35 protein-coding genes and 3 pseudogenes are annotated in these 26,540 nt (G+C 41.9%); 21 read left to right on the top strand and 17 right to left on the bottom strand.

All coding sequences use genetic code 11. The features are described 5' to 3' along the window. Positions 1-63: 63 nt before the first annotated feature. From JCM21738_RS05030 to JCM21738_RS05010, 5 genes are all read left to right on the top strand, one after another. Positions 64-1,608 carry a spore germination protein gene (locus tag JCM21738_RS05030; RefSeq protein WP_023626672.1) on the top strand — a complete coding sequence of 515 codons (1,545 nt, stop codon included), beginning with the start codon at positions 64-66 and terminating at the stop codon, positions 1,606-1,608. A 3-nt stretch (positions 1,609-1,611) separates the two neighbouring features. Beyond that, entirely contained in the window at positions 1,612-2,712 is a 1,101-nt protein-coding gene (locus tag JCM21738_RS05025) for a GerAB/ArcD/ProY family transporter (protein ID WP_023626673.1), read from the top strand. After that, positions 2,696-3,952 (top strand): Ger(x)C family spore germination protein, encoded by a 1,257-nt coding sequence (locus JCM21738_RS05020; protein WP_023626674.1) that lies wholly within the window; start codon positions 2,696-2,698, stop codon positions 3,950-3,952. Before JCM21738_RS05025 ends, JCM21738_RS05020 begins: the two co-directional genes overlap by 17 nt. A gap of 259 nt (positions 3,953-4,211) precedes the next feature. Continuing rightward, a complete protein-coding gene (locus JCM21738_RS05015) occupies positions 4,212-5,099 on the top strand; it encodes a helix-turn-helix domain-containing protein (RefSeq protein ID WP_023626676.1) in 888 nt (295 codons plus the stop codon). A 41-nt stretch (positions 5,100-5,140) separates the two neighbouring features. Then, the gene (locus JCM21738_RS05010; RefSeq protein WP_023626677.1) at positions 5,141-5,392 is read left to right on the top strand and encodes a hypothetical protein; all 252 of its coding nucleotides are present in this window, start codon (positions 5,141-5,143) and stop codon (positions 5,390-5,392) included. 193 nt (positions 5,393-5,585) lie between these two features. Here JCM21738_RS05010 and JCM21738_RS05005 read toward each other — a convergent pair whose 3' ends face one another. Further along, the gene (locus tag JCM21738_RS05005) at positions 5,586-5,804 is read right to left on the bottom strand and encodes a hypothetical protein (protein WP_243462894.1); all 219 of its coding nucleotides are present in this window, start codon (positions 5,802-5,804) and stop codon (positions 5,586-5,588) included. A 139-nt stretch (positions 5,805-5,943) separates the two neighbouring features. Between JCM21738_RS05005 and JCM21738_RS05000 the strand changes: the two genes are divergently transcribed. From JCM21738_RS05000 to JCM21738_RS25340, 8 genes and pseudogenes are all read left to right on the top strand, one after another. Beyond that, the gene (locus JCM21738_RS05000) at positions 5,944-6,495 is read left to right on the top strand and encodes a TVP38/TMEM64 family protein (protein ID WP_023626679.1); all 552 of its coding nucleotides are present in this window, start codon (positions 5,944-5,946) and stop codon (positions 6,493-6,495) included. A gap of 171 nt (positions 6,496-6,666) precedes the next feature. Continuing rightward, the gene (locus JCM21738_RS24710) at positions 6,667-6,810 is read left to right on the top strand and encodes a hypothetical protein (protein ID WP_162232609.1); all 144 of its coding nucleotides are present in this window, start codon (positions 6,667-6,669) and stop codon (positions 6,808-6,810) included. Continuing rightward, a complete protein-coding gene (locus tag JCM21738_RS24705; RefSeq protein ID WP_162232608.1) occupies positions 6,807-7,028 on the top strand; it encodes a hypothetical protein in 222 nt (73 codons plus the stop codon). The genes JCM21738_RS24710 and JCM21738_RS24705 overlap by 4 nt, the downstream gene beginning before the upstream one ends. Before the next feature lie 160 nt (positions 7,029-7,188). Then, on the top strand, positions 7,189-7,767 hold the full coding sequence (locus tag JCM21738_RS04990; protein WP_023626681.1) for a sulfurtransferase TusA family protein: 579 nt from the start codon (positions 7,189-7,191) through the stop codon (positions 7,765-7,767). A gap of 13 nt (positions 7,768-7,780) precedes the next feature. Beyond that, a complete protein-coding gene (locus JCM21738_RS04985; RefSeq protein ID WP_023626682.1) occupies positions 7,781-8,170 on the top strand; it encodes a DsrE/DsrF/DrsH-like family protein in 390 nt (129 codons plus the stop codon). Positions 8,171-8,198: 28 nt separating this feature from the next. After that, a pseudogene (locus tag JCM21738_RS04980) lies at positions 8,199-9,318 on the top strand (MBL fold metallo-hydrolase). A gap of 412 nt (positions 9,319-9,730) precedes the next feature. Further along, positions 9,731-10,390 (top strand): bifunctional metallophosphatase/5'-nucleotidase, encoded by a 660-nt coding sequence (locus tag JCM21738_RS25345; protein WP_243462893.1) that lies wholly within the window; start codon positions 9,731-9,733, stop codon positions 10,388-10,390. A gap of 2 nt (positions 10,391-10,392) precedes the next feature. Next, complete coding sequence (locus JCM21738_RS25340; protein WP_052019561.1) at positions 10,393-11,106, top strand: 5'-nucleotidase C-terminal domain-containing protein; 714 nt, start codon at positions 10,393-10,395, stop codon at positions 11,104-11,106. Positions 11,107-11,450: 344 nt separating this feature from the next. Here the strand turns inward: JCM21738_RS25340 and JCM21738_RS04970 are convergent, their stop codons facing one another. The 8 genes from JCM21738_RS04970 to JCM21738_RS04940 all read right to left on the bottom strand — a co-directional run bounded on the left by JCM21738_RS04970 (position 11,451) and on the right by JCM21738_RS04940 (position 16,093). Continuing rightward, a complete protein-coding gene (locus JCM21738_RS04970) occupies positions 11,451-12,038 on the bottom strand; it encodes a redoxin domain-containing protein (protein WP_023626687.1) in 588 nt (195 codons plus the stop codon). Next, positions 12,035-12,646, bottom strand: coding sequence for a hypothetical protein (locus JCM21738_RS04965; protein WP_023626688.1), 612 nt, complete (start codon positions 12,644-12,646; stop codon positions 12,035-12,037). The genes JCM21738_RS04970 and JCM21738_RS04965 overlap by 4 nt, the downstream gene beginning before the upstream one ends. Then, positions 12,643-13,056: an OsmC family protein gene (locus JCM21738_RS04960; RefSeq protein ID WP_023626689.1), complete on the bottom strand. Its 414-nt coding sequence runs from the start codon at positions 13,054-13,056 to the stop codon at positions 12,643-12,645. Before JCM21738_RS04960 ends, JCM21738_RS04965 begins: the two co-directional genes overlap by 4 nt. A 68-nt stretch (positions 13,057-13,124) precedes the next feature. After that, complete coding sequence (locus JCM21738_RS04955) at positions 13,125-14,192, bottom strand: HAMP domain-containing sensor histidine kinase (RefSeq protein ID WP_232215916.1); 1,068 nt, start codon at positions 14,190-14,192, stop codon at positions 13,125-13,127. Next, positions 14,179-14,526, bottom strand: a complete 348-nt coding sequence (locus tag JCM21738_RS27105) for a winged helix-turn-helix domain-containing protein (RefSeq protein WP_369385640.1) — start codon at positions 14,524-14,526, stop codon at positions 14,179-14,181. Before JCM21738_RS27105 ends, JCM21738_RS04955 begins: the two co-directional genes overlap by 14 nt. Before the next feature lie 23 nt (positions 14,527-14,549). Then, complete coding sequence (locus tag JCM21738_RS27100; protein ID WP_369385639.1) at positions 14,550-14,873, bottom strand: response regulator; 324 nt, start codon at positions 14,871-14,873, stop codon at positions 14,550-14,552. A gap of 64 nt (positions 14,874-14,937) precedes the next feature. Continuing rightward, a complete protein-coding gene (locus JCM21738_RS04945; RefSeq protein WP_023626692.1) occupies positions 14,938-15,651 on the bottom strand; it encodes a cytochrome c biogenesis CcdA family protein in 714 nt (237 codons plus the stop codon). 256 nt (positions 15,652-15,907) lie between these two features. Next, positions 15,908-16,093 (bottom strand): hypothetical protein, encoded by a 186-nt coding sequence (locus tag JCM21738_RS04940; RefSeq protein ID WP_023626693.1) that lies wholly within the window; start codon positions 16,091-16,093, stop codon positions 15,908-15,910. Between the two features lie 110 nt (positions 16,094-16,203). On the opposite strand from JCM21738_RS04940, the gene JCM21738_RS26610 reads away from it, so the two are divergent. Both JCM21738_RS26610 and JCM21738_RS26605 read left to right on the top strand, forming a co-directional pair. Continuing rightward, the gene (locus tag JCM21738_RS26610) at positions 16,204-16,701 is read left to right on the top strand and encodes a LysR family transcriptional regulator (RefSeq protein ID WP_035208987.1); all 498 of its coding nucleotides are present in this window, start codon (positions 16,204-16,206) and stop codon (positions 16,699-16,701) included. 29 nt (positions 16,702-16,730) lie between these two features. Beyond that, positions 16,731-17,036 (top strand): LysR substrate-binding domain-containing protein, encoded by a 306-nt coding sequence (locus JCM21738_RS26605; protein ID WP_256360174.1) that lies wholly within the window; start codon positions 16,731-16,733, stop codon positions 17,034-17,036. Positions 17,037-17,093: 57 nt separating this feature from the next. On the opposite strand, the gene JCM21738_RS04925 is transcribed toward JCM21738_RS26605, so the two are convergent. From JCM21738_RS04925 to JCM21738_RS25330, 8 genes and pseudogenes are all read right to left on the bottom strand, one after another. Then, positions 17,094-17,960 (bottom strand): hypothetical protein, encoded by an 867-nt coding sequence (locus JCM21738_RS04925; RefSeq protein WP_035208983.1) that lies wholly within the window; start codon positions 17,958-17,960, stop codon positions 17,094-17,096. Between the two features lie 2 nt (positions 17,961-17,962). Continuing rightward, positions 17,963-18,106: a hypothetical protein gene (locus JCM21738_RS24190; RefSeq protein WP_156315500.1), complete on the bottom strand. Its 144-nt coding sequence runs from the start codon at positions 18,104-18,106 to the stop codon at positions 17,963-17,965. Beyond that, a complete protein-coding gene (locus tag JCM21738_RS04920; RefSeq protein ID WP_148296059.1) occupies positions 18,103-18,489 on the bottom strand; it encodes a YncE family protein in 387 nt (128 codons plus the stop codon). Before JCM21738_RS04920 ends, JCM21738_RS24190 begins: the two co-directional genes overlap by 4 nt. After that, positions 18,405-18,677, bottom strand: coding sequence for a hypothetical protein (locus JCM21738_RS04915; protein WP_035208980.1), 273 nt, complete (start codon positions 18,675-18,677; stop codon positions 18,405-18,407). Before JCM21738_RS04915 ends, JCM21738_RS04920 begins: the two co-directional genes overlap by 85 nt. A gap of 28 nt (positions 18,678-18,705) precedes the next feature. Next, on the bottom strand, positions 18,706-19,317 hold the full coding sequence (locus JCM21738_RS04910; protein WP_023626696.1) for a 4Fe-4S binding protein: 612 nt from the start codon (positions 19,315-19,317) through the stop codon (positions 18,706-18,708). A 95-nt stretch (positions 19,318-19,412) separates the two neighbouring features. After that, positions 19,413-19,730, bottom strand: a complete 318-nt coding sequence (locus JCM21738_RS04905; protein WP_035208979.1) for a c-type cytochrome — start codon at positions 19,728-19,730, stop codon at positions 19,413-19,415. Positions 19,731-19,816: 86 nt separating this feature from the next. Next, complete coding sequence (locus JCM21738_RS04900; protein WP_023626698.1) at positions 19,817-20,356, bottom strand: cbb3-type cytochrome c oxidase subunit II; 540 nt, start codon at positions 20,354-20,356, stop codon at positions 19,817-19,819. A 15-nt stretch (positions 20,357-20,371) separates the two neighbouring features. Next, a pseudogene (locus JCM21738_RS25330) lies at positions 20,372-21,665 on the bottom strand (cbb3-type cytochrome c oxidase subunit I). A gap of 565 nt (positions 21,666-22,230) precedes the next feature. On the opposite strand from JCM21738_RS25330, the gene JCM21738_RS26600 reads away from it, so the two are divergent. The 6 genes and pseudogenes from JCM21738_RS26600 to JCM21738_RS04865 all read left to right on the top strand — a co-directional run bounded on the left by JCM21738_RS26600 (position 22,231) and on the right by JCM21738_RS04865 (position 26,277). Further along, positions 22,231-22,365 (top strand): hypothetical protein, encoded by a 135-nt coding sequence (locus JCM21738_RS26600; protein WP_023626701.1) that lies wholly within the window; start codon positions 22,231-22,233, stop codon positions 22,363-22,365. 465 nt (positions 22,366-22,830) lie between these two features. Continuing rightward, positions 22,831-23,310 (top strand): DsrE/DsrF/DrsH-like family protein, encoded by a 480-nt coding sequence (locus JCM21738_RS04885; protein ID WP_023626702.1) that lies wholly within the window; start codon positions 22,831-22,833, stop codon positions 23,308-23,310. A gap of 27 nt (positions 23,311-23,337) precedes the next feature. Next, positions 23,338-23,916 carry a sulfurtransferase TusA family protein gene (locus tag JCM21738_RS04880; protein ID WP_023626703.1) on the top strand — a complete coding sequence of 193 codons (579 nt, stop codon included), beginning with the start codon at positions 23,338-23,340 and terminating at the stop codon, positions 23,914-23,916. A 44-nt stretch (positions 23,917-23,960) separates the two neighbouring features. Beyond that, positions 23,961-25,082, top strand: a complete 1,122-nt coding sequence (locus JCM21738_RS04875) for an MBL fold metallo-hydrolase (protein ID WP_023626704.1) — start codon at positions 23,961-23,963, stop codon at positions 25,080-25,082. A 75-nt stretch (positions 25,083-25,157) separates the two neighbouring features. After that, a complete protein-coding gene (locus JCM21738_RS04870; protein ID WP_023626705.1) occupies positions 25,158-25,385 on the top strand; it encodes a sulfurtransferase TusA family protein in 228 nt (75 codons plus the stop codon). A gap of 116 nt (positions 25,386-25,501) precedes the next feature. Beyond that, positions 25,502-26,277, top strand: a pseudogene (locus JCM21738_RS04865) (sulfite exporter TauE/SafE family protein). Positions 26,278-26,540 lie beyond the last annotated feature (263 nt).

The raw sequence follows: 26,540 nt of genomic DNA, 5'->3' as shown, positions 1-26,540 counted from the left end.
TAGCAGATTAGTAAAAGTTAAGAAAAGGAAGGAATATTCCGTGCGGCAGGGAGAAGGTTCACGATGCTAAAGGAAATGCTCAGGCTGATTACGAAACAGCAGAGGAATACGGCACCCGCAGAGGGAAAGCTGGAGGGAGAGCAGAACTCCCTTAAGGAAAAGGGATTCAGCAGGCATCTCCAGGAAAATCTATCGTTATTAAAGCAACTTTACAGCATTCCTGATAATAAAGATATTAAATTGCGAGAATTGTACCTTGGAGGGTTTAATAAGCAAGCAGCCTTATTATTTATTAGCACAATCACGGATGTTAAGAGTATTGAAGAAAATATCCTCAAGCCATTAACGGAAAATACTGCTTCAGATAAAAAGGTGAAGGATATAGTTGCTATCCAAATGGTAAAGGAAATCACCTTATTCAAGGATGCAGTCAAGGATATCAACAAAGGAAATGCGCTCCTCATACTAGATGGAGAATCGAAGGCATACATTATGGATTGTCCTGATTTTCAAAGCAGGGCGATCGAAAAGCCGGACAGTGAAATACTTATCAAAGGCCCTAAGGAAGCCTTCAATGAAAAGGCTGTAGCGAATATATCATTGCTCAGAAAAAAAATCAGGAACGAAAACCTTATTGTTGAAGCAGTGGAAGTCTCGCGACGTTCACATAATGATGTTTTTGTACTTTATATTCGCGGTCTCGCTAATGAGAAATTGATCGACAATATCAAGGAAAGACTGGGCAGTCTTGAAGTGAATTCGATTCAAAACCTATCGCTGCTGGAGGAATACATTGAGGAACGGAATTATTCATTATTTCCCAGCATTCTTTCGACAGAAAGGCCTGATAGGGCAGCCTCATTTTTAGAAGATGGCTATATCGTCTTATTAATGGATAATTCGCCCGATAGTCTCGTTCTTCCTGCGACATTTTGGGCTTTTTTTCATAGTCCTGAGGATCACTATCTTAGATTTTTTTATGGGAACTTTACGAGGGCGTTAAGAATGACTGCCCTTTTCATCACAATTTTTACATCAGCTATTTACGTGGCAATCACCACTTATCATGCTGAAATGATTCCGCCAGACTTGCTGCTGGCAATTGCTGCGTCTCGCGAAAAAGTTCCTTTTCCTGCGGCAATCGAAATATTGATCATGGAGCTGGCATTTGAGCTGATCAGGGAAGCAGGGTTACGTGTTCCCAGTCCGATAGGACCGACCATCGGGATTGTTGGAGCCTTAATCCTTGGACAGGCAGCCGTCGAAGCAAATATTATCAGTCCGATTGTTATTATTGTTGTCGCACTCGGAGGACTTAGTTCGTTTGCAGTCAGTGATCTAAGTCTGAATTTCGCGGTAAGACTTAATCGCTTTCTATTTATCCTGAGTGCAGCAATGATGGGAATTTACGGGATGACTGCAGTCTTTGTTGGAGGCTTATTCTACATGGTTTCGATTAAGTCCTTTGGCGTACCGTATTTAGCTCCTATGTCACCAAACTACAAGTCCTCGAAGGATACGATTTTCCGCAGGTTAACAAAAAATGAAACGTTAAGGCCTGGTTTTTTAAAATCGACGGATTTACAAAAAAAGACTACTGGAGAATAGGCGATGAGACAGGATAAGGGAAAAATTGGCATAAAAGAATATTTCGCGCTAATCTCGTTGACTATTGGGGCCAAATTAAGTGACGACACACCTGCGATCATTTATGAACATGCAAAAAATGCAGGCTGGTTGGCAGTGTTGCTAATCGGGATTTTGTCATTACTTCCTATAATATTCTTGATAAAAGTTTATTCAGCGCATAAAGGAAAAAACCTGCATGAAATTCTGCTGCATCTTTTTGGCAGGTTTTTTGGAACGCTCTTATCTATTTGCCTGTTAATCACTGGAACAACGGCAGTCATTGCTGACTCAGGTACCTACGTGGACATTATTGGCTCGATGTATTTTACGAAAACGCCAGCTATCATCCTTTACATCATCCTGATGTTTATTTGTGCTTACGGAGCAAAGAGGGGGATTGAACAGATTGGCGCCGTATCCTGGCTTTTGCTGCCATATATTAAAATCACTTTGTTCTTTGCCCTGATTTTTACTTTTAAAAAAGGTACACTAGGCTACCTTTTCCCGTTCTGGGGTGAAGGACCTCTTGAAGTCGCAAAAGCGTCTGTAAAAAATGTTTCGATATTTGTCGATTTTTTCTACCTTGCATTGATCATGCCACTCATCTCATCATATAAGGATATGAAAAAAGGAACACTCATATCTCTGGTATTTATAACAGTGGAACTGAGCCTGGCACTGGTGGCGTATGTTGTTTTATTTGACTATACGACTGCTGAAATGCTGAACTATCCTTTTCATGAAACAATCCGATTTATTCAAATTGGCTTTTTAGCAAACGTTGAAACATTATTTTTCCCCTTTTGGCTGGTTGCAACTTTTATCCGTTTTTCGTTTTATCTATATCTAATTGCTTCATTGATGGCAGGGATTCTGAAGATTAAGGAGTTTGAATATCTCATTCCTTTGATCGCGACAATCATTTTGCTAATCGGATTATCACCTGACGCTCCATCTATCACACTCTACAATGTAAGGGAAAAAATACTTGTATTATTAAGTCCTGCCTTCATGATTCTTCCGCCATTTATGTGGATCGTGGCAAAAATTCGGGGGGATTTTAAGAATGATACTTCACTCTAAAATGATTAAAGTGATTTTCCTGACGGCAGTTACATTGAGCCTGTCAGGCTGCTGGGACCATAAGGAACTGGATGAGAAAGCATATGTCATTGGTATAGGACTTGATAAACATAAGGTAGAGGGAAAGGTCAACGTAACCTATCTGATTGCAAACCCGGAGGTGGGTTCACAGCAGACTGCGGGAGGATCGAATGAACCGTCGCAGGAAATCGTGACTTTGGTCGCGGATGATTTTATCTCATCGCGTAATACAGCTAATACTATAGTGGCGAAGGAAATATCCTATGATCTTCTGCAGGTTCTTATCGTTTCAGAAGAATTAGCCAGGGATCCTGATTTTATCAGGATAATATACAATGCAACCAAGGACCGGGAAATTAAACGAAGTGCACAGTTCATTGTCTCTCGGGAAAATGCCGCTGATTTCATAAGAAATAATAAACCCAAGATTGAAACCAGACCCCATAAATTTTTGGAACTAATGATCGAAAGAGGACAGGAAACAGGCATGATTCCCGAAGCTGACCTGAATGGATTTTACCGTGTAACGGAAAGCGATGCAGATTTATTTCTGGCGATTTACGCAACAACAGAAAAAATAAAGAAAGATGAAGTGCAAACAACAGATGACGACTTGCTGGCCGGGGAAATTCAAGTGGAGGGTACAACCAACAGTGCCCAGTTTATCGGTTCCGCAGTATTTAAGGAAGGAAAAATGATCGGCAAAATAACAGGAGAAGAGACAAGGATATCGAGTCTGTTGAACAATACATGGAATACTGAGGATATCCTGACTGCCATTCAAGATCCGTTTGACGAAAGATATAAGCTCTCCATAAGGATATCTCAAAAAAGAGAAAATAAATATAAGCTGATACCTGAAAAGGGCAGGCCAACCATTGAAATAGATGTTCCGTTATTTATAGAAGTATACAGCGACCCAAGCATGATCAATTACGCAAAGAACCTAGAAAAGGTTAAAGAGCTTAAAAAGTCTCTTACAGCTGGGATAGAAAAAAATTTCACGGAATTTATTCTTTATACACAGCAAGAGTTAAAAGGAGATACATTTGATTTATCGATCCCCATGAGGAAAGAGTTTGCAACTCTAAAGGAATTCAGGAAATTTGACTGGATGAAGACATATCCTGATGCAAAAGTGAAGGTAAATGTCTCCATTCGATTTGGTGAATTTGGACGCCAGTCGAAACTGCCTAAGCTTGAAGAAGTGAGGGATTAGATGATAGTAATTATGTGGATTGCCATTGCTTTAATCATTATGTACTATCTATTATTTGGCATAACGCTCTGGCGGCAAAAAAATAAAATAGGATCTATTGTTGTCATTTTTTTAGCATTAGCGTGTATCGCATTGCACTACATTTCTTATCAATGAATGAAGGCCCATTGCCATTCCGGTCTCTGCCCTTCTACAAATTTTTAAATTTTACAAACACTATGATAATATATAAATAATTACGTTTAAATGGGGTGTAGGGATGAGCCTGGTTGGGTATAACTTCGGAGAAATTCTAAGGTCTTCAAGAGTTTTTAAAGGATTGACTGAGGCACAGTTGGCTGAAGGTATATGTTCTGAAGTGGATATCATTCAATTTGAAAAAGAAGAGAAATATCCAACAATCGATCAATTATTCAAGATGGCTTCAAAGCTTGAGGTAGAGCTTAACCATTTCTTCGATATTGCTTCCACTGATACATACAATTACGCAATCGCTGTCACGGAATTAATCAAAAAGTATAAAAGAGAGCGGGATTATGCTGCCATTAACGAAATAATCCAGAAGGAGCAGGATAATCCGCTGTTCAAACATACATCCTTCAATCAATTTTTGGTATGGCACCAAGGGATTTGCACCTACTACCTTGAAGGAGATAGAAAGCAATCAATTGGGCTGCTTGATGAGGCATTGAATATGACGCATCAGGAACAGACTGGAATGTCAGAGCGCGAAATTGAGATTTTGACCAGTATGGCCATCATCGAAAAAGATAGCGGGAACCTGGACAAGGCTGTCGAACTTTTTCAGAATGCCCTGAATGAGCTGACGGGGCTGCCTCAAGTCCTGGATTCAAGAATCTGGCTAAGGATTCTCTACGGCCTTGCCCAGGCACTGTCAAAGCTTGAGAGATATGAAGAATCCCTCATCTACTGTAGTAAAGGAATCGACAATTGTATATATGAAGAAAATATGTATTTATTTGGAGAACTTTATTACCAAACAGGCATGAATTATATTAAATTGGGTAAAGAAAACAAAGGCAAGGAATATCTAGAAAAAGCGGTCATGATTTTCAAGCTGCAGAAGAATGAGAAGTTTGTCAGCTTAGTAACGAATGAAATGGAAAAATTATTGAAATATTGTTGATTGTATTTTATGAAAGATTGCCTAGGCAGAGGAGGTTTATAATGAAGAAGACATTGATATTAACCCTTTTTGCGGCGTTTGTTGCTGGTGTTATCGGTTTGAATTCTGCGGACAGGAACCTGGCCGACCTGCCATCACAGCACTCGCAGAGCGGCACAACAATAGCTGACCTGCCGTCCCAGCACTCGCAGAGCGGCACAACAATAGCTGACCTGCCGTCCCAGCACTCGCAAAGCGGTACAATCGTAGCTGATTTGCCGTCCCAGCATGATTATAATGAAGTGTTTGTTTAAAGAAATTTTGAGACAGCCTGGACCGTTTTGGTCAGGTTGTTTTTTAATGCGGCTATAAATTCATGTCAATTTTCCTTCTTCGTGTTTTCAGCAACATCTTAAGCTAAAATAGATAAGAGAAAGGCTCTGGATTTTACCAGAACCTCTCTTGTCAGTCGTTAACAACACCTAGAATGAAATGTTGGAAATGTTATTACAGATTATTCATGTGATTGCTATCCATCATATTAAAGTTCTTGCTCGGCATAGAACCGTTTGTTCCGTGGCAGTTATTGTACATTTGCTTGACTTCTTCATCGGACAAGTTTGGGTGCATCTTTTCGATTAACGGCTTCATCTGGCCAAAATTAAAAGTACCTTTACCTTCTGTCCCTTCTTCTGCAAAGGCAGCAGTACTTGCTCCAAGTATCAATGCTGCGCCCAAAAACTTAACGATAGTTTTTTCATGTCTGGTCAGCTCCTTTCAGGTATACATAAATCTTACCGGGACAGTTTGCAAAAACTAAGCAGAAGCAGTGACAAAGTTTTGAAATTTGACTGGAGGCTGGCTTATGTCATTATTAGAAACTCTATCTGGCCAGCCGGTTTGGCTCGCCATTATCATTAGCCTTGCAGCCAGTATAGTGATCGCCATAGCCGGTATTATTCCGAGTGCTTTTGTGACAGCTGCGAACATCGTTTACTTCGGATTTGTCTGGGGGCTCGTGCTTTCTATTTTCGGTGAAGCTTTAGGAGCGGTCATAAGTTTTATTCTGTATCGGAAAGGTCTTAAAAAGCTGAGCGGCAATAAAGATTCATCAAGAACGATTAAAACATTGGAAAGGCTTAAACAAACACATGGCATGGAGGCGTTAGTGCTAGTGATTTTATTAAGGCTTTTCCCGTTCGCACCGTCCGGACTCGTCACCCTGGCCGCTTCATACAGCGCAATGGGGACGGGGAATTTTACCGTATCAAGTACAATTGGCAAAGTCCCGGCTCTCTTTATCGAGGCATATTCAGTTCATACTGTACTTGGCTGGGAAACACAATACCAGCTTGCGGCGGCAATATTTGTGGGGTTGGCCGGGATCTCATATTATTATTGGACAACAAGGAAGTAAGATGGAGTCAAGACATGGAATCTGCTTTTGGTCAACGGGAGAATTGAATAGGGGAACCACGGCATCGTTTGCTGTGGGTCTTTGGCCACTTTCGCTATTGCAATAGCCTTGCAATTAGCCAGGCACCATCCTCCCTGGGGTACATATCCTGACTATTGGGAGGTGAACGCAATGGCAACAAGCAGAGCTATTGTGTATGTGGGACAAATGGGAGCTGATACGTTTACCCAGGCCCTTAATGGTGTTTTATATACAGAAGATCAGATCGGATTCATGGCTGACAGGATTTTATGGACAGAAGGCCAAATTGGGTGATGGCAGACAGAATCGTCTATGTAGTTGAGCTTTCGCAGTTCAATACGATCAAAGCAATGTACATGGTAATGAATATGTCCTTTATGGGGACCGACAGTATGATGAACAATATGTTCAAGTATGCAATCAGTGTGAACCCAGTGAGTTATATTCCATGGTTGAGCAGGAACGGATATGCCAATCCTTCTTATCCAAATACCTATTATGGCAAAGAATAAGCATGGAACAGCAGCCAAGACAAATTGGTTGCTGTTTTTTTAAAGTTTTTTTACAATATAAGCATAGTTTTTACCTTAGGAGGTATATAAACTAGGGAGTATTTTTGCAGTATGGATTCCGCGAATTCATTAATACTAATGTTTAGGAAGGGGGATTACTATGTCAATTTCTGCGGATAAAGTACTGGACGCAAAAGGACTTGCGTGCCCGATGCCGATTGTCAAAACAAAGAAAACTATGAATGAACTGGAGCCTGGCCAGGTCATCGAGGTGCAGGCTACTGATAAAGGATCAACAACAGACCTTAAAGCATGGGCTGAGAGTACAGGCAATCAATACCTCGGTACTATAACTGAAGGAGATGTGCTTAAACACTATCTCCGTAAAGCTAGTGAAGATGAACTAAACAATGAATCACCTCACCCACATACGGCCACACTCGAAGAAGTGCTGGCAAAACTTGAGGGTAATGAAAAAATATCGATTCTTGATGTCAGGGAATCAGCTGAGTACGCCTTTGGGCACATCCCGAATGCGAAATCAATTCCACTTGGGGAATTGGAACAGCGTTTTAATGAACTGGACCCTGAAGAGGATGTATATATCATTTGCCGCTCCGGCTCAAGAAGTGACATGGCAGCAAAGAAGCTGTCAGAAAAAGGATTCAAAAAAACAATTAATGTTGTTTCGGGAATGAAGGACTGGACAGGCCCTACGGAAACATCAGTTGAAAAATAAGGAGGAACCAAAAATGAAAGTAGCTATCATCGCCTCTAACGGCGGAATGTTCGATGCATACAAAGTATTCAATATCGCAACTGCTGCAGCGGCAACAGACGCAGAAGTAGGAATCTTCTTCACATTTGAAGGGCTGAACCTGATCCATAAGGAAGCGCATAAGCAACTTCCTATGCCAGCGGGAACAGAGCATTTCCAGGAAGGCTTTGCAAGAGAAAACGTTCCTCCAGTAGAACAGTTGGTTGAAATGGCTGCAGAAATGGGCGTTAAAATGATTGCCTGCCAGATGACAATGGACGTTATGTCTCTTCAAAAAGACCAGTTCGTAGATGGCATTGACGTTGGCGGAGCGGCTTCATTCCTGCACTTTGCCAGCGATGCAGACATTACATTGACATTCTAAAATATCAAAGCAAAACAGGAGGAATCAAATGGTAAAGACAATCTCAGCAAAAGAAATAGCGCAAAAAGTCATTAACCATGAAGACCTGTTTATCCTTGATGCAAGAAATACAGATGACTTCGATGATTGGAAAATCGAAGGCCGAAATGTGAAAGTCCATAATGCTCCGTACTTTGATCTGCTTGAAGGAATCGATCCAATAAAGGATGTATTGCCTAAAGACCAGGAGATTTACGTTGTATGTGCAAAAGGTGGATCGTCAGAGTTTGTTGCCGAACAAATTGAAGAGGCTGGCTATCCGGATGTCTACTCTATTGAAGGCGGCATGAAGGCTGGAGTGAACATTTAGAGCCTGTGAAAATCGGCGACCTTAAGGACGGAGGTTCCCTTTACCAGTTCGTCCGTATCGGTAAAGGATGCCTTTCCTATCTCGTTGAATCAAATGGAGAGGCAGCAATTATCGATACAAACCGGATGATTGAACAGTATGAGGAGTTCATGTCAGGTAAGGATTTCAAGCTTGTTGCCTTGCTTGATACACACCTTCATGCAGACCATATTTCTGGCGGAAGAAAGCTGGCTGAACAAGTGGGAGCTAAATATTACCTCCCGCCAAAAGATGCTGAAGAAGTGACATTCCACTATGAACCTCTTCAGGATGGCGATGAAATCAAGGTTGGAAACACCGTTATCCAGGCGTTGTATTCTCCGGGTCATACCATCGGAAGTACTTCTTCATCATTGATGACCAATATTTGTTGACGGGTGACATTCTTTTCATCGACTCAATTGGACGCCCCGACCTGGCCGGATTGGCTCAGGATTGGGTAGGAGACTTGAGAAACACTTTATACAAACGATATAAAGAACTTGCCGACGAACTCCTTGTCCTGCCAGCACACTATATGGGAATCAATGAAATGAATGATGACGGCAGCATTTCAGAAAAACTTGGCGTCCTGTACGCCGAGAACCACGGTTTACAAATCGACAGTGAAGAAACGTTCAGGAAGACAGTAACCGAGAACCTTCCTCCTCAGCCTAACTCCTACCAGGAAATCAGGCAGATGAATATGGGTAAAATCAACCCGGATATCGATGAACAGCGAGAAATGGAAATTGGTCCAAACCGTTGTGCAGTTAGATAAATAGAAAAGCGCAAGCGCTTGGTCAGCCCCGACAATCGTTGCCCGCCAAAGAACGCCACGTCCTGTGGCTGGCGGGTCTAGCACATCGTGTGCCTCGGAGGGCCGACCAGTGAAGTCGTTCTTTGACTTCAAAGGGCGGACCGAAATCGAAAAGCGTAGGCGACTGTCCAACTCCGACAAGCGCTGGAGGTCCTGCCAGTGAAGTCGTTCTTTGACTTCAATGGCAGGACCGAAGCGTCTCGAGGAGTTAGGAGCCGCAGCTAGACAAACGATCGAGGGGCTAGGCGCTGGAGCTGGCCAATCATAAAGGGGGTACCTAATAAAGGTACTCCTTTTGACTATAAAGGCTTTCCATAAGCTTCATGCCCAATCAGGAGGTTTATGGAAAAGCCTAAACGGAGGAGAGGATACTATGACAAAGTTGACAATAATACAGCAAAACGATACCCATGGAAGCCTGGAACTCCATCATGAACTGTTCTGGATAGATAACAAACCTGAGTTGCATAAAACAGGCGGGTTGCCAAGGATAGCTAAGTATATCAAGAATCTTAAATCAAAATCAGAAAATGTTTTATTCCTGGATGGAGGAGACCTGTTCCATGGGACACTTCCTTTAGTGGCGTCGAAAGGCGAAGCCATTTTACCAGCATTGGAAAAAATGGCGCTGGATGGCTGGGTCCCTGGAAACTGGGATTTCGCCTACGGAAAAGAGCAGCTGTCTTCTCTGATAAAAGCATTGCCTTTTCCATCTGTTGCTTGCAATGTAAAGGATCAAGACACAAATGAATCGTATATGAAGCCATTTATCATCAAGGAGCTAGAGGGCGTCAAAGTGGGCATCATTGGACTGACTTATCCGTATGTTGATGAGACCATGCCTGAAAGCTTCTCAAAAGGCCTTGCGTTCTCTAGAGGTGTGGAGGAAACGCGTAATTGTGTGGAAGAGTTAAATGGCCAGGTGGACCTAGTTGTGTTGTTAAGCCATATGGGGCTCCCTCTTGATGTCGAGCTGGCAACCCTTGTAGATGGCATTGATATTGTCTTGTCGGGACACAGCCATGACAGGTAGAAGTGCCGATCACCGTCAATGATACGCTTGTCGTGCAGGCTGGTTCAAGTGCATCATTCCTTGGAAAACTGGATATTACCCTTGAAGGCGGAAGGATGGAGGACTATCGATACGAATTGATGGAAATCGATGAAAGCTACCCTGAGGATGAGGAGATGGCGGGAATCATTGCTGATGTATTAGAACCGTACAGTAAGGTGAGGGGCAATATCGTTGGCAAGACAGAATCGATTTTACACAGGATGACCTTGACTGAGGCACCGATGGATCAATTGATCACAGATGCCTATCTCCATGCCTATGATGGCGATTTGGCATTCTCACATGGGTGGAGGTACGGCACTCCTTTCCCAGCAGGGGATATTACCGAGTATGACCTGCATACCATCATCCCGGCGAACCCGGAAATGTTCACACTGGAAATGACGGGAGAGCGCCTGATGAATGCCCTCGAGAAGAATCTGGAGATGGTTTTCTCCAAAAACCCGTTCAAGCAAAAAGGCGGATATATACTGAGGTCCTCCGGATTATTCATGTCCTTCAAGCCATACAATCCGGAAGGAAACAGGATTCAAAAGCTGCTCATAGGCGGACAGGAGATCGATCTGACGAGGAAATACAAGATTGCGGGTGCAGGCAAGCAGCTATTCAAAGGCGCTGAAGCAGATAAAACCTACCATGTGTCCATGCAGTTGATGTTATTAAGCAATTTTTAAAAGAAAAGGGAACGTTCAAAGCTGATGGAGAACCAAAAATCCTGAGCACCTAAAATCTTTTTAGTTTAATGGACATTTCGAAGGCGAAGCAGCGCCAAAGTGTCTAATAAAGAGGTTTTAATGGACATTTCAAAGGCGAAGCAGCGCCAAAGTGTCAATAAAGAGGTTTAATGGACATTTCAAAGGCGAAGCGGCCCCAAAATGTCCAAGAAAGAGGTGTTAATGGACATTTCAAAGGCGAAGCAGCGCCAAAATGTCCAAGAAAGAGGTGTTAATGGACATTTCAAAGGCGATGCAATACCAAAATGTCCAATAAGAAATAAAAAAGTCACGGCCGCGACTTTTTACTTAACACCCGTAAGTTCCTTCATCATTTTTTCATCCATAGGGCCAACGATTTTCTTGGTGATTACGCCGTTTTCATCAAGGATGTAGCTGGTTGGGATGGTAAACGCCTGGTAGGTCGTTCCGGCGTTCCCTTCTTCATCCATAGGAATCGTAAAGGTCAAACCATATTCCTCGATGAACTTTTTGACTTCATCCTCACCTTTATCCATATTTGTCAGGTTGACTGCGAGAATTTCTACGCCCTGGTCTTTGTATTCTTCGTAGAAATTCTGCATATGCGGCATTTCAGCCTTACAAGGAGGACACCATGTAGCCCAAAAGTTGAGAATCACTTTTTTGCCACGGTAATCTGATAACTTGATTGTATTTCCATCAAGGGTGTTCAATTCAAAATCAGGTGCCTCGGCTCCTTCACGCAAAGAAGAAAGCTTCGCGCCAGGAATATCTTCGGTTGTTTCTACAGATTCGCCTGCTGGAGCTGTTGTGTTTTTTTCACTTTCTGTTGATCCCGGTTTCCAGATATTCACGACAAGAATGACGACAGCAAGTGCTAAAATCGCAAATGATAAAAGGTTTTTATTCAATGCTGAACTTCCTCCTTATTAAAACGCTGTAAAATGATTAAGTAAATTCCGAGTGCGAAAATCAATAGATTTTCCACAGAGAGCATATCGGAAAAGAGGCTAAGTATCAATGCTTCAAGCATGAGAAACAAAATTGCATACTCAGCAGTAAGCTTAATGTTTTTGAAGAAAAACAATAGGAAGACTAATAAAAGGACCGCCTGAATAGCAGTTGCGAGATAGTCCTGTGAGAATGCAAATAACCCTGTCCAATACAGCAAAAAGAATTTAAAGTACCCATAGAGATAATCCTCTGCTTTAATAGTGCTGCCCTTTTTTCTTGTTAGCAAATATAAATAGATTGTGATTCCGATATATGCAAGAATCTGGCCTTCTGTACCGCCATTAAAGTAGACAAGTGAGAAGGGGGTGTCAATGAACAGCTTGAAATTGAAAAGTATATAGCTGAGTTTATAAACCGCTATGTAGAGGAAAAAGCTGTTCCAAAACCAATCATCGATACTCTTTTTTTCTCTGGCCCGGTAAATCAGGGCTCCGATAAAAATAGCGGCAAATGCTGCAAGCAAATCTGCAGGCAGCGTGAATCTGCCGAAAGTTATATAGTTCAAGCAACATCACCTTTTTTTGGCTGGTCTGGCGTGAACTCAATTTGATAACCGATGTCGATACTATCGATTACAGATTGAATCATGCCGCAATTTTTCAGGACAAGTCCGGCAAGCTTTTCAGCCTGATCAGCCTTGTCAATAGTATCAGTTTGAACACTTACATTGAAAATCAGCTTTTCAATCCGGTTTGCTTCTTCGGAATTCCTGGTTGCTGACACTTGTACGTCGATTCTTTTATAGTCTATTCTCTTTTTGGTAAGAATATTTGCGAGCACCGTGGTGCTGCATCCAGTTAAAGAGGCTACGAACAGCTCCATAGGCCTGTAACCCATCTCCGTGTTTGGAGATATTGGCAGGAATCCATATTCAAGCTGGCCAATTAGTTTTTCATTATAATACGTAAAATCCATCACAATCGCTCCTTTTGTACGAAAACATCATTTACCGTTCAGTATGTAATCGTATTGTTAAGGAATGATTAAGAATTGTGGTGGAGTGGAATCGTTATCCAAAAAGTGTGATCATGCCCATCTGTATCAACGCCGATTTTTCCTTGATGGGCATCAATGATACTTTTGGCAATGGCAAGTCCGAGTCCTGCACCATCAGCTTTTGTGCTGCGGGATTCTTCAAGCCTGTAAAATCGTTCGAAAATGAGTTCTTTCATCTCCGGATCAATGTATTTCCCTTGATGGGAAAAAGTAATTTTGTACATCTTACCATCAGGTTTTGCAGCAATTGTAAGGTTCCCGCCAGTATCATAATCTATGATATTTTGCAGCAGATTGGATAGGACTTGCTTTAAGCCGTCTTCATGGCCAAAAATGGGGGCATGTTCTATATGCTGATTGACGGTGTCAAATTTGTTTGACAACTTCAGCTGGAAGGCTGCCAGTGATTCTGCCATGACTTGTTTCATATCGGTTACTTCAAACTGTTTCTCAAGGAAGTAAACCTCTTTATTCCAGGCGTCAAGCTCAGCAATCAGGTCGACAATCCTCGTAATACGCTTGGATTCCTCCAAAAGAGAGCCGAATAGCTCACGGTCGCCCGCCAATACACCGTTATGAAGGGCTTCAAGATAGCCGTTGATATTCGTTAACGGAGTCCTCAACTCATGGGCGATGTCTCTTAACATCTCTTCCCGTCTTGTCTGCACAGCAGAAAGAGTTTCTGACATTGCGTTAAAATTCGTTACAAGTTCACCCAATTCACCGCTTGCCGTGACATCTATTCTCGAAGGAATCTTGCCTTCTTTAATCTGGTTGGCGGCAAACGCCATTGTTTTTACCGGTTTTACGATCCGCTTTACTGAAAAATAATGCAAAAGCCCGGCAATGACAAATGCAATGATGCTAACTTTGACAAGGAATGAATTCAATGTGTCCACCAGCTGTGTCCCAGTCACCTGCTGGTTATTGACAAGGAAGCATGCGTAATCTTTGACGGATATACCTGCAAGCATGATGACAAGCAGGATGACGACGCTGTTGACTGCCACAAGCTTAGATAGTAACAAATTCGCCATGCTTTTAATTCGCCGCAAATTTATACCCCATTCCTCTTACTGTCTGGATATAATCTTTAGGCGTTTTTTCTTTTATTTTCTCCCGGAGATTTTTGATATGGACGTCAATCGTCCGCTCAGTCACGGCTTTTTCGTTGTTTTCATAAATCGTGTCGAGTATTTGTGTCCTCGAAAGGATTTGACCTGGATGCTGCATGAACATATGAAGAAGCCTGAATTCGAAATTGGTCAATTCGAGCGGCGCGCCATCAACCTGTGCCTCGCCTTTTGCAGGCTTGATTGTAAGGCCTGTAAAAGTCAGTTTTCCGCATCTGCTTGCCGTCCTTCTTAACACCGCTTCAATCCTGACCATCAGCTCAGCCGGGCTGAAAGGTTTTACAACATAATCATCGGCGCCAAGCTTGAAGCATCAATCCTGCTTTTCTCAGAAGCCTTTGCGGTCAGCATGATGACAGGCATCATGCTTTCCAGGTCATTGCGAACCCAGCGGCAAATCTCCTCACCGCTTTTGCCGGGGAGCATCAGGTCAAGGATGAGGATGCATGGATCATATCTTTCAATCATTTCCTGAGCAGCAATGCCGTTGTCAGCTTCCAGCACCTCATAGCCTTCATTTGTCAAATAAATCTTAACAAGTGTGCGGATTTTAGGGTCATCTTCAACGACGAGTACACTTTTGCCAATCAGTTCTTTCTTCACTGTATAGATCACTCCTTAACGCTGCCTTGCATCACCTTTTTAAAAAAGCTATACATCAGGGTTCTTAAATTCCGAATAAGCTGTAAGCAGACAGCCAGGCGCTGATTTTCTGCATCTGCCCGGATAGGACAAGGAAGCCCATTCCTACCATTATCATACCATTCACGAGTGCAAGCTTAGAAAGATATTTGTTGATCTTTTTGATTGCTTTTAATGAATAAGAAATGACAAATGATATGATAAGGAAAGGAACTGCCATCCCAAGAGAATAAGAAGTAAGCAGGTACATTCCCTGATATAAAGTATCGGAAGAGCTCGCCAAAAGCAGGATTGAGGAGAGTGCAAGTCCGACACAAGGTGACCATCCGCTCGCGAACGCCATACCAAGGAACACAGAACTGAATGCACCTTTTGGTTTAGTTTCAGATTGGACCTTTTTCTCCATCATCAGGAACTTGATATTCAGCAAGCCAGCCATCTGAAGGCCGAAAATGATGATCAGCAAGCCAGCAATTTGCATCACGATTGTCCGGTAATTTGCGAAAACCTGCCCAAGGAACGATGCAGACGCCCCCATGACGATGAAAATCAAGCTAAAACCGATAATGAATCCAAATGAACGGGTAAAAAGTGTTGCACGATCGACAGCTACTTTAGATCCCTCAATCTTCCCGCCAGTCAAATGTGTTATGTAAGCAGGGAGAAGAGGGAACACACATGGAGAAAAAAATGATAAGATTCCAGCAGTAAATGCAAAGAATAATCCGATTTCTGTCATTATAAAAAGTCACTCCTTTTCTGTTATCTATATTGTGATATTTTTGTTAAGGGTTAATTAAGGGAGTTAAAAAATATACCCCTGTCAGTATTATGTATTATATTGTATAATTACTGTAGTGAACTTTCAAATTTAATTTCTTCATTTGATTGCTAGTATACTGTTTCAAGGGAAAAAATAAAACCTAGGAAATCCTCCTAGGTTTTACATCTGTATTTTTCCCGCACATTTTAAACCCTCTGTGGTATAATGCGAATTAATGTTCTAAATTTCTTCTGATACCGAAATAAGTGAACAGGGAAACAGTGGTTAAAATGGCCAATGAGGCAATTTCGAATTTCACGTCGCGGTATGTGACGGAATCATCCTTGGTAAAATACATCAAACCGAAAATAAAAACAGATAATACGATAACGGTAATGACGATATCTACTTTTTTCATTTTTTACCCTCCAATTCTATAGTAAAAAGGGGTGCGATCATATTGAATCTGGAACATTTAAAGACATTCATAGCTGCTGCTAAATATGAGAGCTTCTCCCAGGCAGGAAGATGCTGAACCTTTCCCAACCAGCTGTCAGCCATCAAATCAGTCAGCTAGAAACATATTATAATAAACAATTGTTCATCAGGGCCAATCGCAAAATCAAATTATCTGAGGCTGGCAAAACATTATATGAACATGGCCAGCAGTTGATAGCATTGAATGAGAAACTAGAGAATCTTCTGGCAGAAGGGGACTCAAGTCAATCAATCAAGATCGGCTGCAGCAATACGATCGGTGAGTGCCTGATCTCAAAGGTGGTCCAGGATTTCATCAAGCTGAATCCTGATATAACAAGCAACCAAATTCAGATTACCATCGGCACATCTGTGCACATTACGGATTTGCTTTATGCTTCTGATATTGACCTTGCGCTTGTCGAGGGACAAGCTGGCCGATATGACTTTATTTCTCATGAATTCTATGACGACTTGCTTGTTCTTGGTGTATCTCCTCAGCTTAGGGCAGATCCTGGAAACCAGGACCTGCTAAGCTTGAGAAAATGACCTGGCTGATCAGAGAGCCGGGCTGTGCGATGAGACAGGCTACCCTGGATTTATGGAATGGCTTGAATATCAAACCAGAATCCGTCCTAGTTTACAATAGCAACACACTCATCAAAGAAGGTGTAAAAAATGGGCTTGGTGTCGCTGTCTTTTCCAAGCTGGCAATTTGTCCCGAGATTCACTCAAGGCAGCTTATTGTCAGTCCTTTCAAAGACAGGGACCGTTTCCGCCCATTCTTCCTGTTAAGAAAGGATAAACAGTTCAAGTCCAATCTGCATGAAAGATTGTGGAACTTCATAAGAGATTTAGATGAAAACCCTAATGCTTCCTGTTAAGAAGCATTAGGATTTTTTCTTTTCTGCTCAGTGACGGTGCTGAACGATGCCTGAGCCTTATTCTTTATCCTTATTTTGTTCTGCTATTTCTAGCTCAAGCTCTGTTTGGATCTTGAGGGCTTTATGTTCGTCAGTAGCAAGGTAATCGATGATTTGCTGTCTTTGCTCATCGGTCATTTTCGCTCCATTGCCTGCCATACGGTCAACAACAGATGTCCATTGCTCGGCGCCTTTACTTGAATTCTTCATGATACGGCCGATATCATGACACTGAAGGCAAGTACCGAGGAAAGCTTCCTCATTAACATCCTTTGCCTCTGGGAAAACTAGAGTGGATGCTTTCTTGATTCTGTTAGCTTCTTCCTCATTGCCTTTTTGGTAAGCTAAAATTTGGTCTTTAGGTACATTTGTTTTAATAGCGATTCCATTTGGATTCAAACCGACAGGAATTGTCTGTCTGAAATCCTTTTTCTTAGTAAGATCGATTTTTGTTAGGGTCTTATCTCCCCAGTTTGAACCGAACATCATACTGCCATCAGGGCTCCACGCGAGCCAGTGGATATTCTGTACGCCCCAGATTTTCCTTACGATCTTATAGTTGTCTTCAGGGTCCAGGACAGTCAAGAAGCCTGCACCGTTCTGGGAAGTATACCAGTATCCGTCCGGACCAAGGTAAGGGATGTTCGTTCCGGCCCCAGTTTTTACGGTTTTGATGAACTTCAGTTTTTCTGCATCAATGATGGAAATGGATCCGTCATTACGATTGCCTGTTACAAGATCATGGGTGTCACCCATGAAGTGTACGTTAACGGGTTTAGGAATATCTCCAATTTTCTTGAGGAGCTTTTCTGACTTCGCATCATATATTGCAACTTCATTGTCTGCTGTGTTTGAAACAGCTACATATTTTCCATCATTTGACATATCTAGTCTGAACCTGTTCCTTTTCCGTAGTCAGTCTCGGTTCTTTCAAGGTATCTTATTTCACCTGTTTCGATGTCGATGACTGTTATGAATGGTTCAGCCTGCAAGCTGACAAACAGCTTCTTGCCGTCAGGAGTGACATTCAAATCCCTTGCTTTTTGCCAACATCTTTGAAAACTTTCACAAGTTCGGCTTTTTCAGCATCAATCATTCCAACCGCGCCAACGCCGTTAAGTGAAGTAAATGCATATTTGCCATCTCTTGAAAACGTCATGTGCTGTGGTGCAGGAGGGTTATCAAACCCTGGGAAATCGATGTCATGTGATTCAAGAGTTTCCATATTGATAGCCAGCACGCTTGTTCCATAACGCTGTGTCGCAAACGCCCATGTCTGGTCTTTGTTCAGGTGCACATGGTGTGGTGTTCCTGAGCTCTGAATGTATTTTACTGGATTGCCGGTTTTGATATCAGCGATGGCAATACCGTTACTAACTTCGTTGGCAGACAGGATCCAGCCTTCGCGTCCCAATCCATATTGGTATCCGCATTTCCGTTCGGCTGGTCTTTCCACCAGTTAGAAGAATAGTCTTCGTGGATAGGAGGAAGATCCTTCTCGTTCTTATTATCAAGTGATGCATCTTTTACTGCGGCTTCAGAGCAGGCAGTAATTGAGATTGAAAGAAGTGCGAATGCTGACAGTTTCATTATTTTATTCATTTATGTTCTCACCTCGCTTTAGTTTTCTTTAGAACCATCCAACAAGCAGGACTAGTACAAGGGCAGCTGTTGTACCCCAGGTAATCCATACTCCTGGATGTGTAAGCCATTGAGTTTTGTCATCCACACGTGATATGCCCTGGGCAAGTCCGTATGGACAAACTTTACAGAAAGAGTTCCTTGCCTTGTAAGATAGAGCTGTATATAAAACAGCAGTTGAAGTTACAAGGAAGAAGTATTTGTTCATTTTAAAGTTAACGAGTGATTCCCAGATCGTAATAGGGCTGTAGAAGTAACTTACAGTCGCGTAAGCCATGAATATGCTTACGAACAGGGCAAGCAAAAATGTTACTGCTTTGCCTTTATCGCCTAATTTTGTTTCAATCTTGTTCAAAAGCATGCTGAACGTGTTGTGCGGGCATGCATACTGGCAAAACGCCCTGTACACGATCAATGAAAGTGCAAGGAAAGCCATCAGGAACAAGAACAAGAAAACGAAAAATAGATAGCCAGCTTCATAGGATAACTCAAAGCCGAATAAGAACAGCTTTTCGTTGTCGATATCCATCCTGAAGCCGTTCCAGAATGGCAGTGTGAAAATAATGATGAAAAATGCCCATCTTGATATAGTTTTACCCACGAGAATCCTCCTTTCCTTATCTGTAGTCCTCTAAGTATTCATAAACTTTGTCAATTTCCTTCTCTGTATAAAGGTGTCCGATTGCAGGCATCGTGTTACGGCCTTTTTTTGATGACATTTTTAATGTCTTCTTCCGTCATCCTGTCAGTTACCCCGCTTAGGTCAGGTGCTGCACCAGTGGCGTGGCAGCTCAGACAAGTACCTTCAAAAATCAGCTCTCCTTTATTATCCTGAGGAGCGGCAGCAGGTTCGACTGCAAGCTTTCCAGGCATGAAGATCGCATATCCGATGGCCCAGATCGCGACAATATAAAATACAGCTACCAGGAGTTTTGGCACTCTATTGTGTTCAATTTTAATATCAGAGACAATATCCGCCTCTTTGCTATCATGTTGCTGATATTCTTTTTTCATTTTTTACACCTGCCTTTTAAAATGCTGTTATAGAAAATCATTACCTTAAACCGCGGGGGGTTAAGGTAATGATTATGAAAATAGGCTTAGTTAGAGCTTGACTTTGCGTCGTTCAATTCTTTCTTGTATTCTTCCAATCTCTCTTCTGTTGGCTTGAGGCTCATCAAGTATGCGACAAGATCATCAAGCTCCTGGTTGGATAGATAGTCGAAAGAAGGCATGATTGTTCCAGGGCTTGTTGATTGTGGATCAATCAAGTGCTGGCGCTGCCAGTCTTCGTTATATTTCAAGCCAACCCACATCAAATCCGGGCCTGTACGGTTAGATCCCAATAGATGTGGTAAATCATATTTATAGTCTCCGCCTTTAGTAACTGGACCAAGATTCTGGTTCGTATCAGCAGGCAGTGCTCTTACGAATTGTGTATGGCAAGTCTGGCAGCCGTTCTGGACATAAATTTCTCTTCCTCTTGCTTCAGCGGAATCTTCTGGATAGTTGCGGAGCTCACCGCTCGCAGTCGCAGAATTGATTTCCTGATCGAAGAGGGGAAGGATGACCGTTCCGGCTACACCGAAAGTCCATAGAATTAAAGCGACGATTAATACAGCTGATGGTTTACGTTCCAACGTGTTCCCTCCTCATTAAGCAGTAGCAGCTTGCTGCTGTGCTTGCTGTTTTTTTTCAAGTTTTGCTAGTTTGATAGTCTTATACATGTTCCATGCCAGGAAGAATTGAGCTACATACATCATTGTTCCACCGATTGCCCGGCCTTGTACGTATGGTTCCATCATCAAGACAGTCTGCAGGAATGGAACACCTTCGATCCATGCGAAACCTTGGACGACCCCTGCGATCCACAATGAGAATGCGAATACTAAGAAACCTACAGTAGAGAACCAGAAGTGTGCTTCCATTGCTCTCTTGCTGAACATTTCGCGTCCAACGATTTTAGGCAGGATGTAGTAGATTGCTGCGAATGATGTGAAAGAGAACGCACCGAATGGTCCCATATGTGCATGCCCGACAGTCCAGTGAGTAAACTTAATGACTGAACTTACTGATGGAAGCTTGTAACGGTCCCTGAAGACATGCGAACAGGTAAAAAATTGTTCCCGCAACGGTAAAACGAAGCGGCACACTTGTTCTTGTCTGTGACCAGGATCCTTTCATCGTTCCCCAGAAGTTAGCTAAAACTGCCCATACCGGAATCAATAGAACGATTGAAGGAATAACCCCAGCTTTTGAAATCCATCCTGGGATCGGTCCATTCATCAAGTGGTGAGGACCATTCCATACATAGAAAGTTGCGATTGCCCAGAAACCAATCATGGATAACTGGTGGCTGTATAACGGACGTCCAGTCAATTTAGGCAGCAAGTAGTAAATCTGTCCAACACCGACCGTTGTCATCCAAAGGCCGATTGCGTTATGTCCAAGGAACCAGCCCATCAAACCCTGCTGTACACCACTTGGAATCCATTGAGCCGGGAAGTTTCCGACAATCCAGGTCAATGGCAGCCATAGCAATGAGCCAAGGAAATACCAGAGGCTGACATAAAGCATTTTTTCCTGGCGGCGTCCAACTGTCTTGAAAAGGTTATATGCTACAAGTCCAATTGCGACAAGAAGCTGAACGTCTACCCATAACGGGAATTCGCCATACTCGATAACCTCGGTTTGGCCTAACAGTAGTGCGAAGAAACCTTCCAATATGACAATGTTATAAAATACAAGTGCAAAATTCCCAAGCTTTTCACTGTAAACTTTCGTTTTAGCAAGCTTTGGAATCATGTAGAACATAGATCCTACATATGCCATCGATAACCATGCATAGATGACAAGCATAACGTGGGCAGAACGGACATGCCCGTAAGTGAACCAGCGATTGTTCAACAATTCTGGCCAGATTTGTTTTGTTGCAGTAAGAAGTCCCATGGTCATGCCGATGATAATCCAAAAGACAGCAGCGATGAACCAGTTCTTCGAAGAACTCCATTTTTCGTCTGTAAACATTTTGACACTCCCTTGTTCATAAAATAAACACATAAATTTCACAATTTCTTCACAATCTGCTATGTTTCATGATACATCTCATAGAGAAATAAAGTGATTCAAGTTTTTTATAGAGTTATCCAATTGTTTTATACTAGCTCTCTAACTGGAAAAAAGCTTCGTTTATTTACATTTATGGCAAAAAAAACAGAGCGACGAATTTGGCTCTGTCAGGGGTATATTTAATTCTGCTCTTCTTTTTTATTATTTTTTTGCGTAAAGTATCAAGGACAAAGATAATGAGGATAGCACTCCGATGTAATAAAGGAAATCGAAGTAAAAACCCAGGGATTCATGATCCATTTTCAAACCTCCCAAATTATTTTGACCACATTGTAATCCTAAAGGCTTCTTTTTACAACCCCCTAAAATATACTCTGGACGGTTTCGGGAATTTCTGTTAGAGTAATTCGGTAGTATAGGATATCAAGCAATAGGAGGTGTAAAAATGGCACCAGGAGCATGGATCTTACTATTGGTTATGATTGCATTCACTGCGTCTGCGGGAATCATCTGGGCATGGAGCAAGAAAAACGGGCTTTATGATGAAAGCGTAAAATATAGGATGCTTGATGAAGACTGATCAACCTGGATCACAATCTTTACAATCTGCTAATTATAAAGATTTTTGGAACCCGGGCTTTTATTTCTTTTATTATTCCACTATTACTTCCACTAGTTCATTCTGCGTTATTTCTTATTATATTCCCTGCATATTTCTACTTATCATTATCTCACAAAACTTTTTTCTTCTATATAATATGTCATCATTGGCATTTTCTTCTTTTTAAAATTCACTACTATTCAAATCCACGTTACAAGCAACTATCAGCAAAAGGAACATATCATAATCAGACGGCATTTTTTACGATTTGAAAATCACAAAATAAAAAGTCATAAAAAATTCATAATTACAGTTGACAAAAGGATTGATCTTTTATAATATATACCCTGTTAGGTATTTAACAACATAAACATGTTAGAAAAGATATAATATTTTTTGCAGTCATAAATACCCATTGCCGTAATTAAGAAGGGGAGATAGAGAATGGGAGAACAGAAAAAAACAACAATCATTTTATTCAGTGGGGATTATGACAAAGTCATGGCTGCTTATATCATTGCTAATGGTGCTGCTGCCTATGATCATGAAGTGACAATCTTTCACACATTTTGGGGTTTGAACGCTCTAAGAAAAGATGAGCCAATCCAGGCTGACAAAGGCTTCATTGAAAAGATGTTTGCGAAGATGATGCCAAGAGGCGCGAATAAATTGGGATTATCAAAAATGAACTATGCAGGTTTTGGACCAAAAATGATCAAGGACGTAATGAAGAAGCACAATGCAATGCCGCTTCCAGACTTGATTGACATGGCAAAAGAACAGGATGTAAAGCTTGTTGCCTGCCAGATGACAGTAGACTTATTTGGTCTTACTCATGAAGAGATCATGGAAGGCGTTGAGTTTGCTGGGGTAGCAGCTTACCTGGCTGATGCAGAAGACGGAAACGTCAACCTGTTCATCTAATAGATTCTATTAATTGGAGGTAGAAAAATGGAAACTGTTAAAACAAATGCTACAGTCGACGCAAAAGGGCTTGCTTGCCCAATGCCGATTGTCCGAACTAAAAAAGCAATCAACAATTTAAATCCTGGCGAGGTTTTAGAGGTGCTCGCAACGGATAAAGGTTCTAGAGCAGATATCCAGGCTTGGGCTAAAAGCTCTGGTAACCAATACCTTGGAACGATTGAAGAAGGCGACGTCCTTAAGCACTATATCCGCAAAGGCGGTTCAGGTGAAGAACAGGAAGAAACAAAATATCCAAACGTTGTTTCAAACGATGATGTCATCAATAAGCTTGAAGCAAATGAGGATGTTGTTGTCCTTGATGTAAGGGAACCGGCTGAATATGCTTTTGGACATATTCCAAATGCTGTATCCATTCCTTTTGGTGACCTGGATAACCGTTTGTCTGAACTTGATAAGTCTAAAACAATCCTGGTTGTATGCCGTACTGGCAACAGAAGTGACATGGCTTCACAAACACTTTCAAGCAACGGCTTCGAAAATGTTTGGAATGTGGTTCCAGGTATGTCTGAGTGGAATGGCCCAACTGAAACAAAAGTACAGTAAAAATTTTTTTGAAAAAAATCATACCCATGGAGGTACAATGAATTATGAAAGCAATGACGTCTAAAGAAGTAACTAAAAAAGTTTTCAATAAAGAACCACTCTTCATCCTTGATGTCCGTAACGAGACTGACTTCAACGACTGGAAAATCGAAGGCGAAAACTTCGAATACCTTAACATCCCTTATTTCGATCTTCTTGACGGAGTAGAAGAAATCCTAGATAAAGTACCAACTGATAAAGAAGTTCTTGTTGTATGTGCAAAAGAAGGTTCATCAGTGATGGTGGCTGAAATGCTTGAAGAAGCAGGCCGTGAAGTATCATATCTTCAAGGCGGTATGAAAGCATGGAGCGAACATCTTGAGCCAGTCAAGGTTGGCGATCTCAAAGATGGCGGATCAATGTACCAGTTCGTCCGTATCGGAAAAGGCTGCCTATCTTACGCAGTAGTTTCAAACGGTGAAGCTGCTTTGATTGACGCGACAAGAATGACTGATGTTTACCTTGATTTCGCTAAAGAGCTTGGCGTTGAAATCAAACATGTATTTGATACACACCTGCACGCAGACCACATTTCCGGCGGCAGAAAAATTGCTGAAGCAACAGGTGCAACTTACTGGCTGCCTCCGAAAGACGCTGATGAAGTAACATTCAGCTACCAGTCTTTAGAAGACGGCAACAATGTGAAAATCGGTGAAACAAACATCGACATCAATGCACTATACACTCCAGGTCACACAATCGGCTCTACTTCTTTTGTGGTAGATGAAAAATATCTTCTTTCCGGGGATATACTATTCATTGACTCAATTGGACGCCCTGACCTGGCTGGAAAAGCTGAAGACTGGGTAGCGGACCTTAGAAACTCTCTTTACAATCGTTACAAGCAGCTTTCTGATGAGCTAGTTGTTCTGCCTGCACACTTCATGATCATTGAAGAGTTGAATGAAGATGGCAGCGTTTCTGAAAAATTAGGTACACTATTCGCGAAAAACCACGGATTGAACATCGAAGACGAAGCTGAGTTCCGCAGACTTGTAACTGAGAATCTGCCACCGCAGCCAAATGCATACCAGGAAATTCGTGAAACAAATATGGGTAAAATCAGCCCGGACGAAGAAAAGCAAAGAGAAATGGAAATCGGACCAAACCGCTGTGCAGTAAGATAAATCTGTTGAGGGGTTTTGCTCCCTGATCGCTTTCGAATAAATATAATTTTTCATACAACCAAGGAGGATTTTAACATGAACGTAGCAAAAGTATTAGACGCAAAAGGACTAGCTTGTCCAATGCCAATCGTTAAAACGAAGAAGGCAATCACTGATCTTCAATCTGGAGAAGTACTAGAAATTCATACAACTGATAAAGGCGCTGTAAAAGATCTTGCAGCTTGGGCACAATCCACTGGTAATGAACTTCTGAAGCACGAAGAAGAAAACGGTGTGTTCAAGTTCTGGATGAAGAAGGCGTAATTGAAAAAGGGGGAGCTTGTCTCCCTTTTCTTTTGCATTTTCATAGGATTTTTGTGAATAGGGATTGCCTAATAACGGCCTGTTTTTTATAGTTTGTTAAATAAGGAGGAAGCCTGATGGATTTGACTTATCTTATCGTCATATTTTTAATTGGTTTTATCGGGTCTTATATTTCCGGGATGGTTGGAATCGGCGGTTCCATCATTAAATACCCAATGCTATTATATATACCGCCATTGTTCGGCATCGCAGCATTCAGTGCCCATGAGGTTTCAGGAATCAGTGCTGTCCAGGTATTCTTCGCCACTATCGGGGGCGTCTGGGCATACCGTAAAGGCGGATACCTAAATAAGACATTGATCATTTATATGGGTGCCGCAATCCTTGTCGGTTCCTTGATTGGAAGCTACGGATCCCGCTTCATGTCTGAAGGCGGAATCAACCTTGTTTACGGTATTCTTGCCTTGATTGCAGCTGTTATGATGTTTGTTCCTAAGAAAAACGTCGATGATATCCCGCTAGACCAGGTAACATTCAATAAATGGCTGGCAGCATTCTTCGCGTTCATCGTTGGGGTTGGAGCAGGATCGTAGGTGCTGCAGGCGCATTCCTGCTAGTGCCAATCATGTTGGTCGTGCTGAAGATTCCTACTCGTATGACAATTGCTACATCACTTGCCATTACCTTCATTTCTTCAATTGGATCAACAGTAGGTAAGCTTGCCACTGGCCAGGTAGCATTTTGGCCAGCATTGATCATGGTTGTTGCCAGCCTAATCGCATCACCACTCGGCGCAAATGCAGGTAAGAAAGTAAATACGAAAATCCTTCAGTACATCCTTGCAGTATTGATTTTGGGTACCGCGATTAAGATTTGGATGGATATTCTGTAAGGATATATTTAAACAAGACTTCGCTTCTGCGGAGTCTTGTTTTTTTAGAAAAACTCACATCGTCATTTAGACAGTTTTTGAGGTGGATAGTTTAAAGCTATCAAGAAAACATCGTTATTATGACAGGTTTTAGGGTGTGGAGCCCAAAGCTGTCAAGAAAACATGATTATTATGACAGGTTTTAGGAGTAGAGCCCCAAAGCTGTCAAGAAAACATGATTATTATGACAGGTTTTAGGAGTAGAGCCCAAAGCTGTCAAGAAA

The sequence above is a fragment of the Mesobacillus boroniphilus JCM 21738 genome (assembly GCF_000517385.1).
Taxonomy (GTDB): domain Bacteria; phylum Bacillota; class Bacilli; order Bacillales; family Cytobacillaceae; genus Mesobacillus; species Mesobacillus boroniphilus.
Note: the sequence above shows the minus strand (reverse complement) of the source record. Positions and strands in the feature narration are given on the sequence as shown.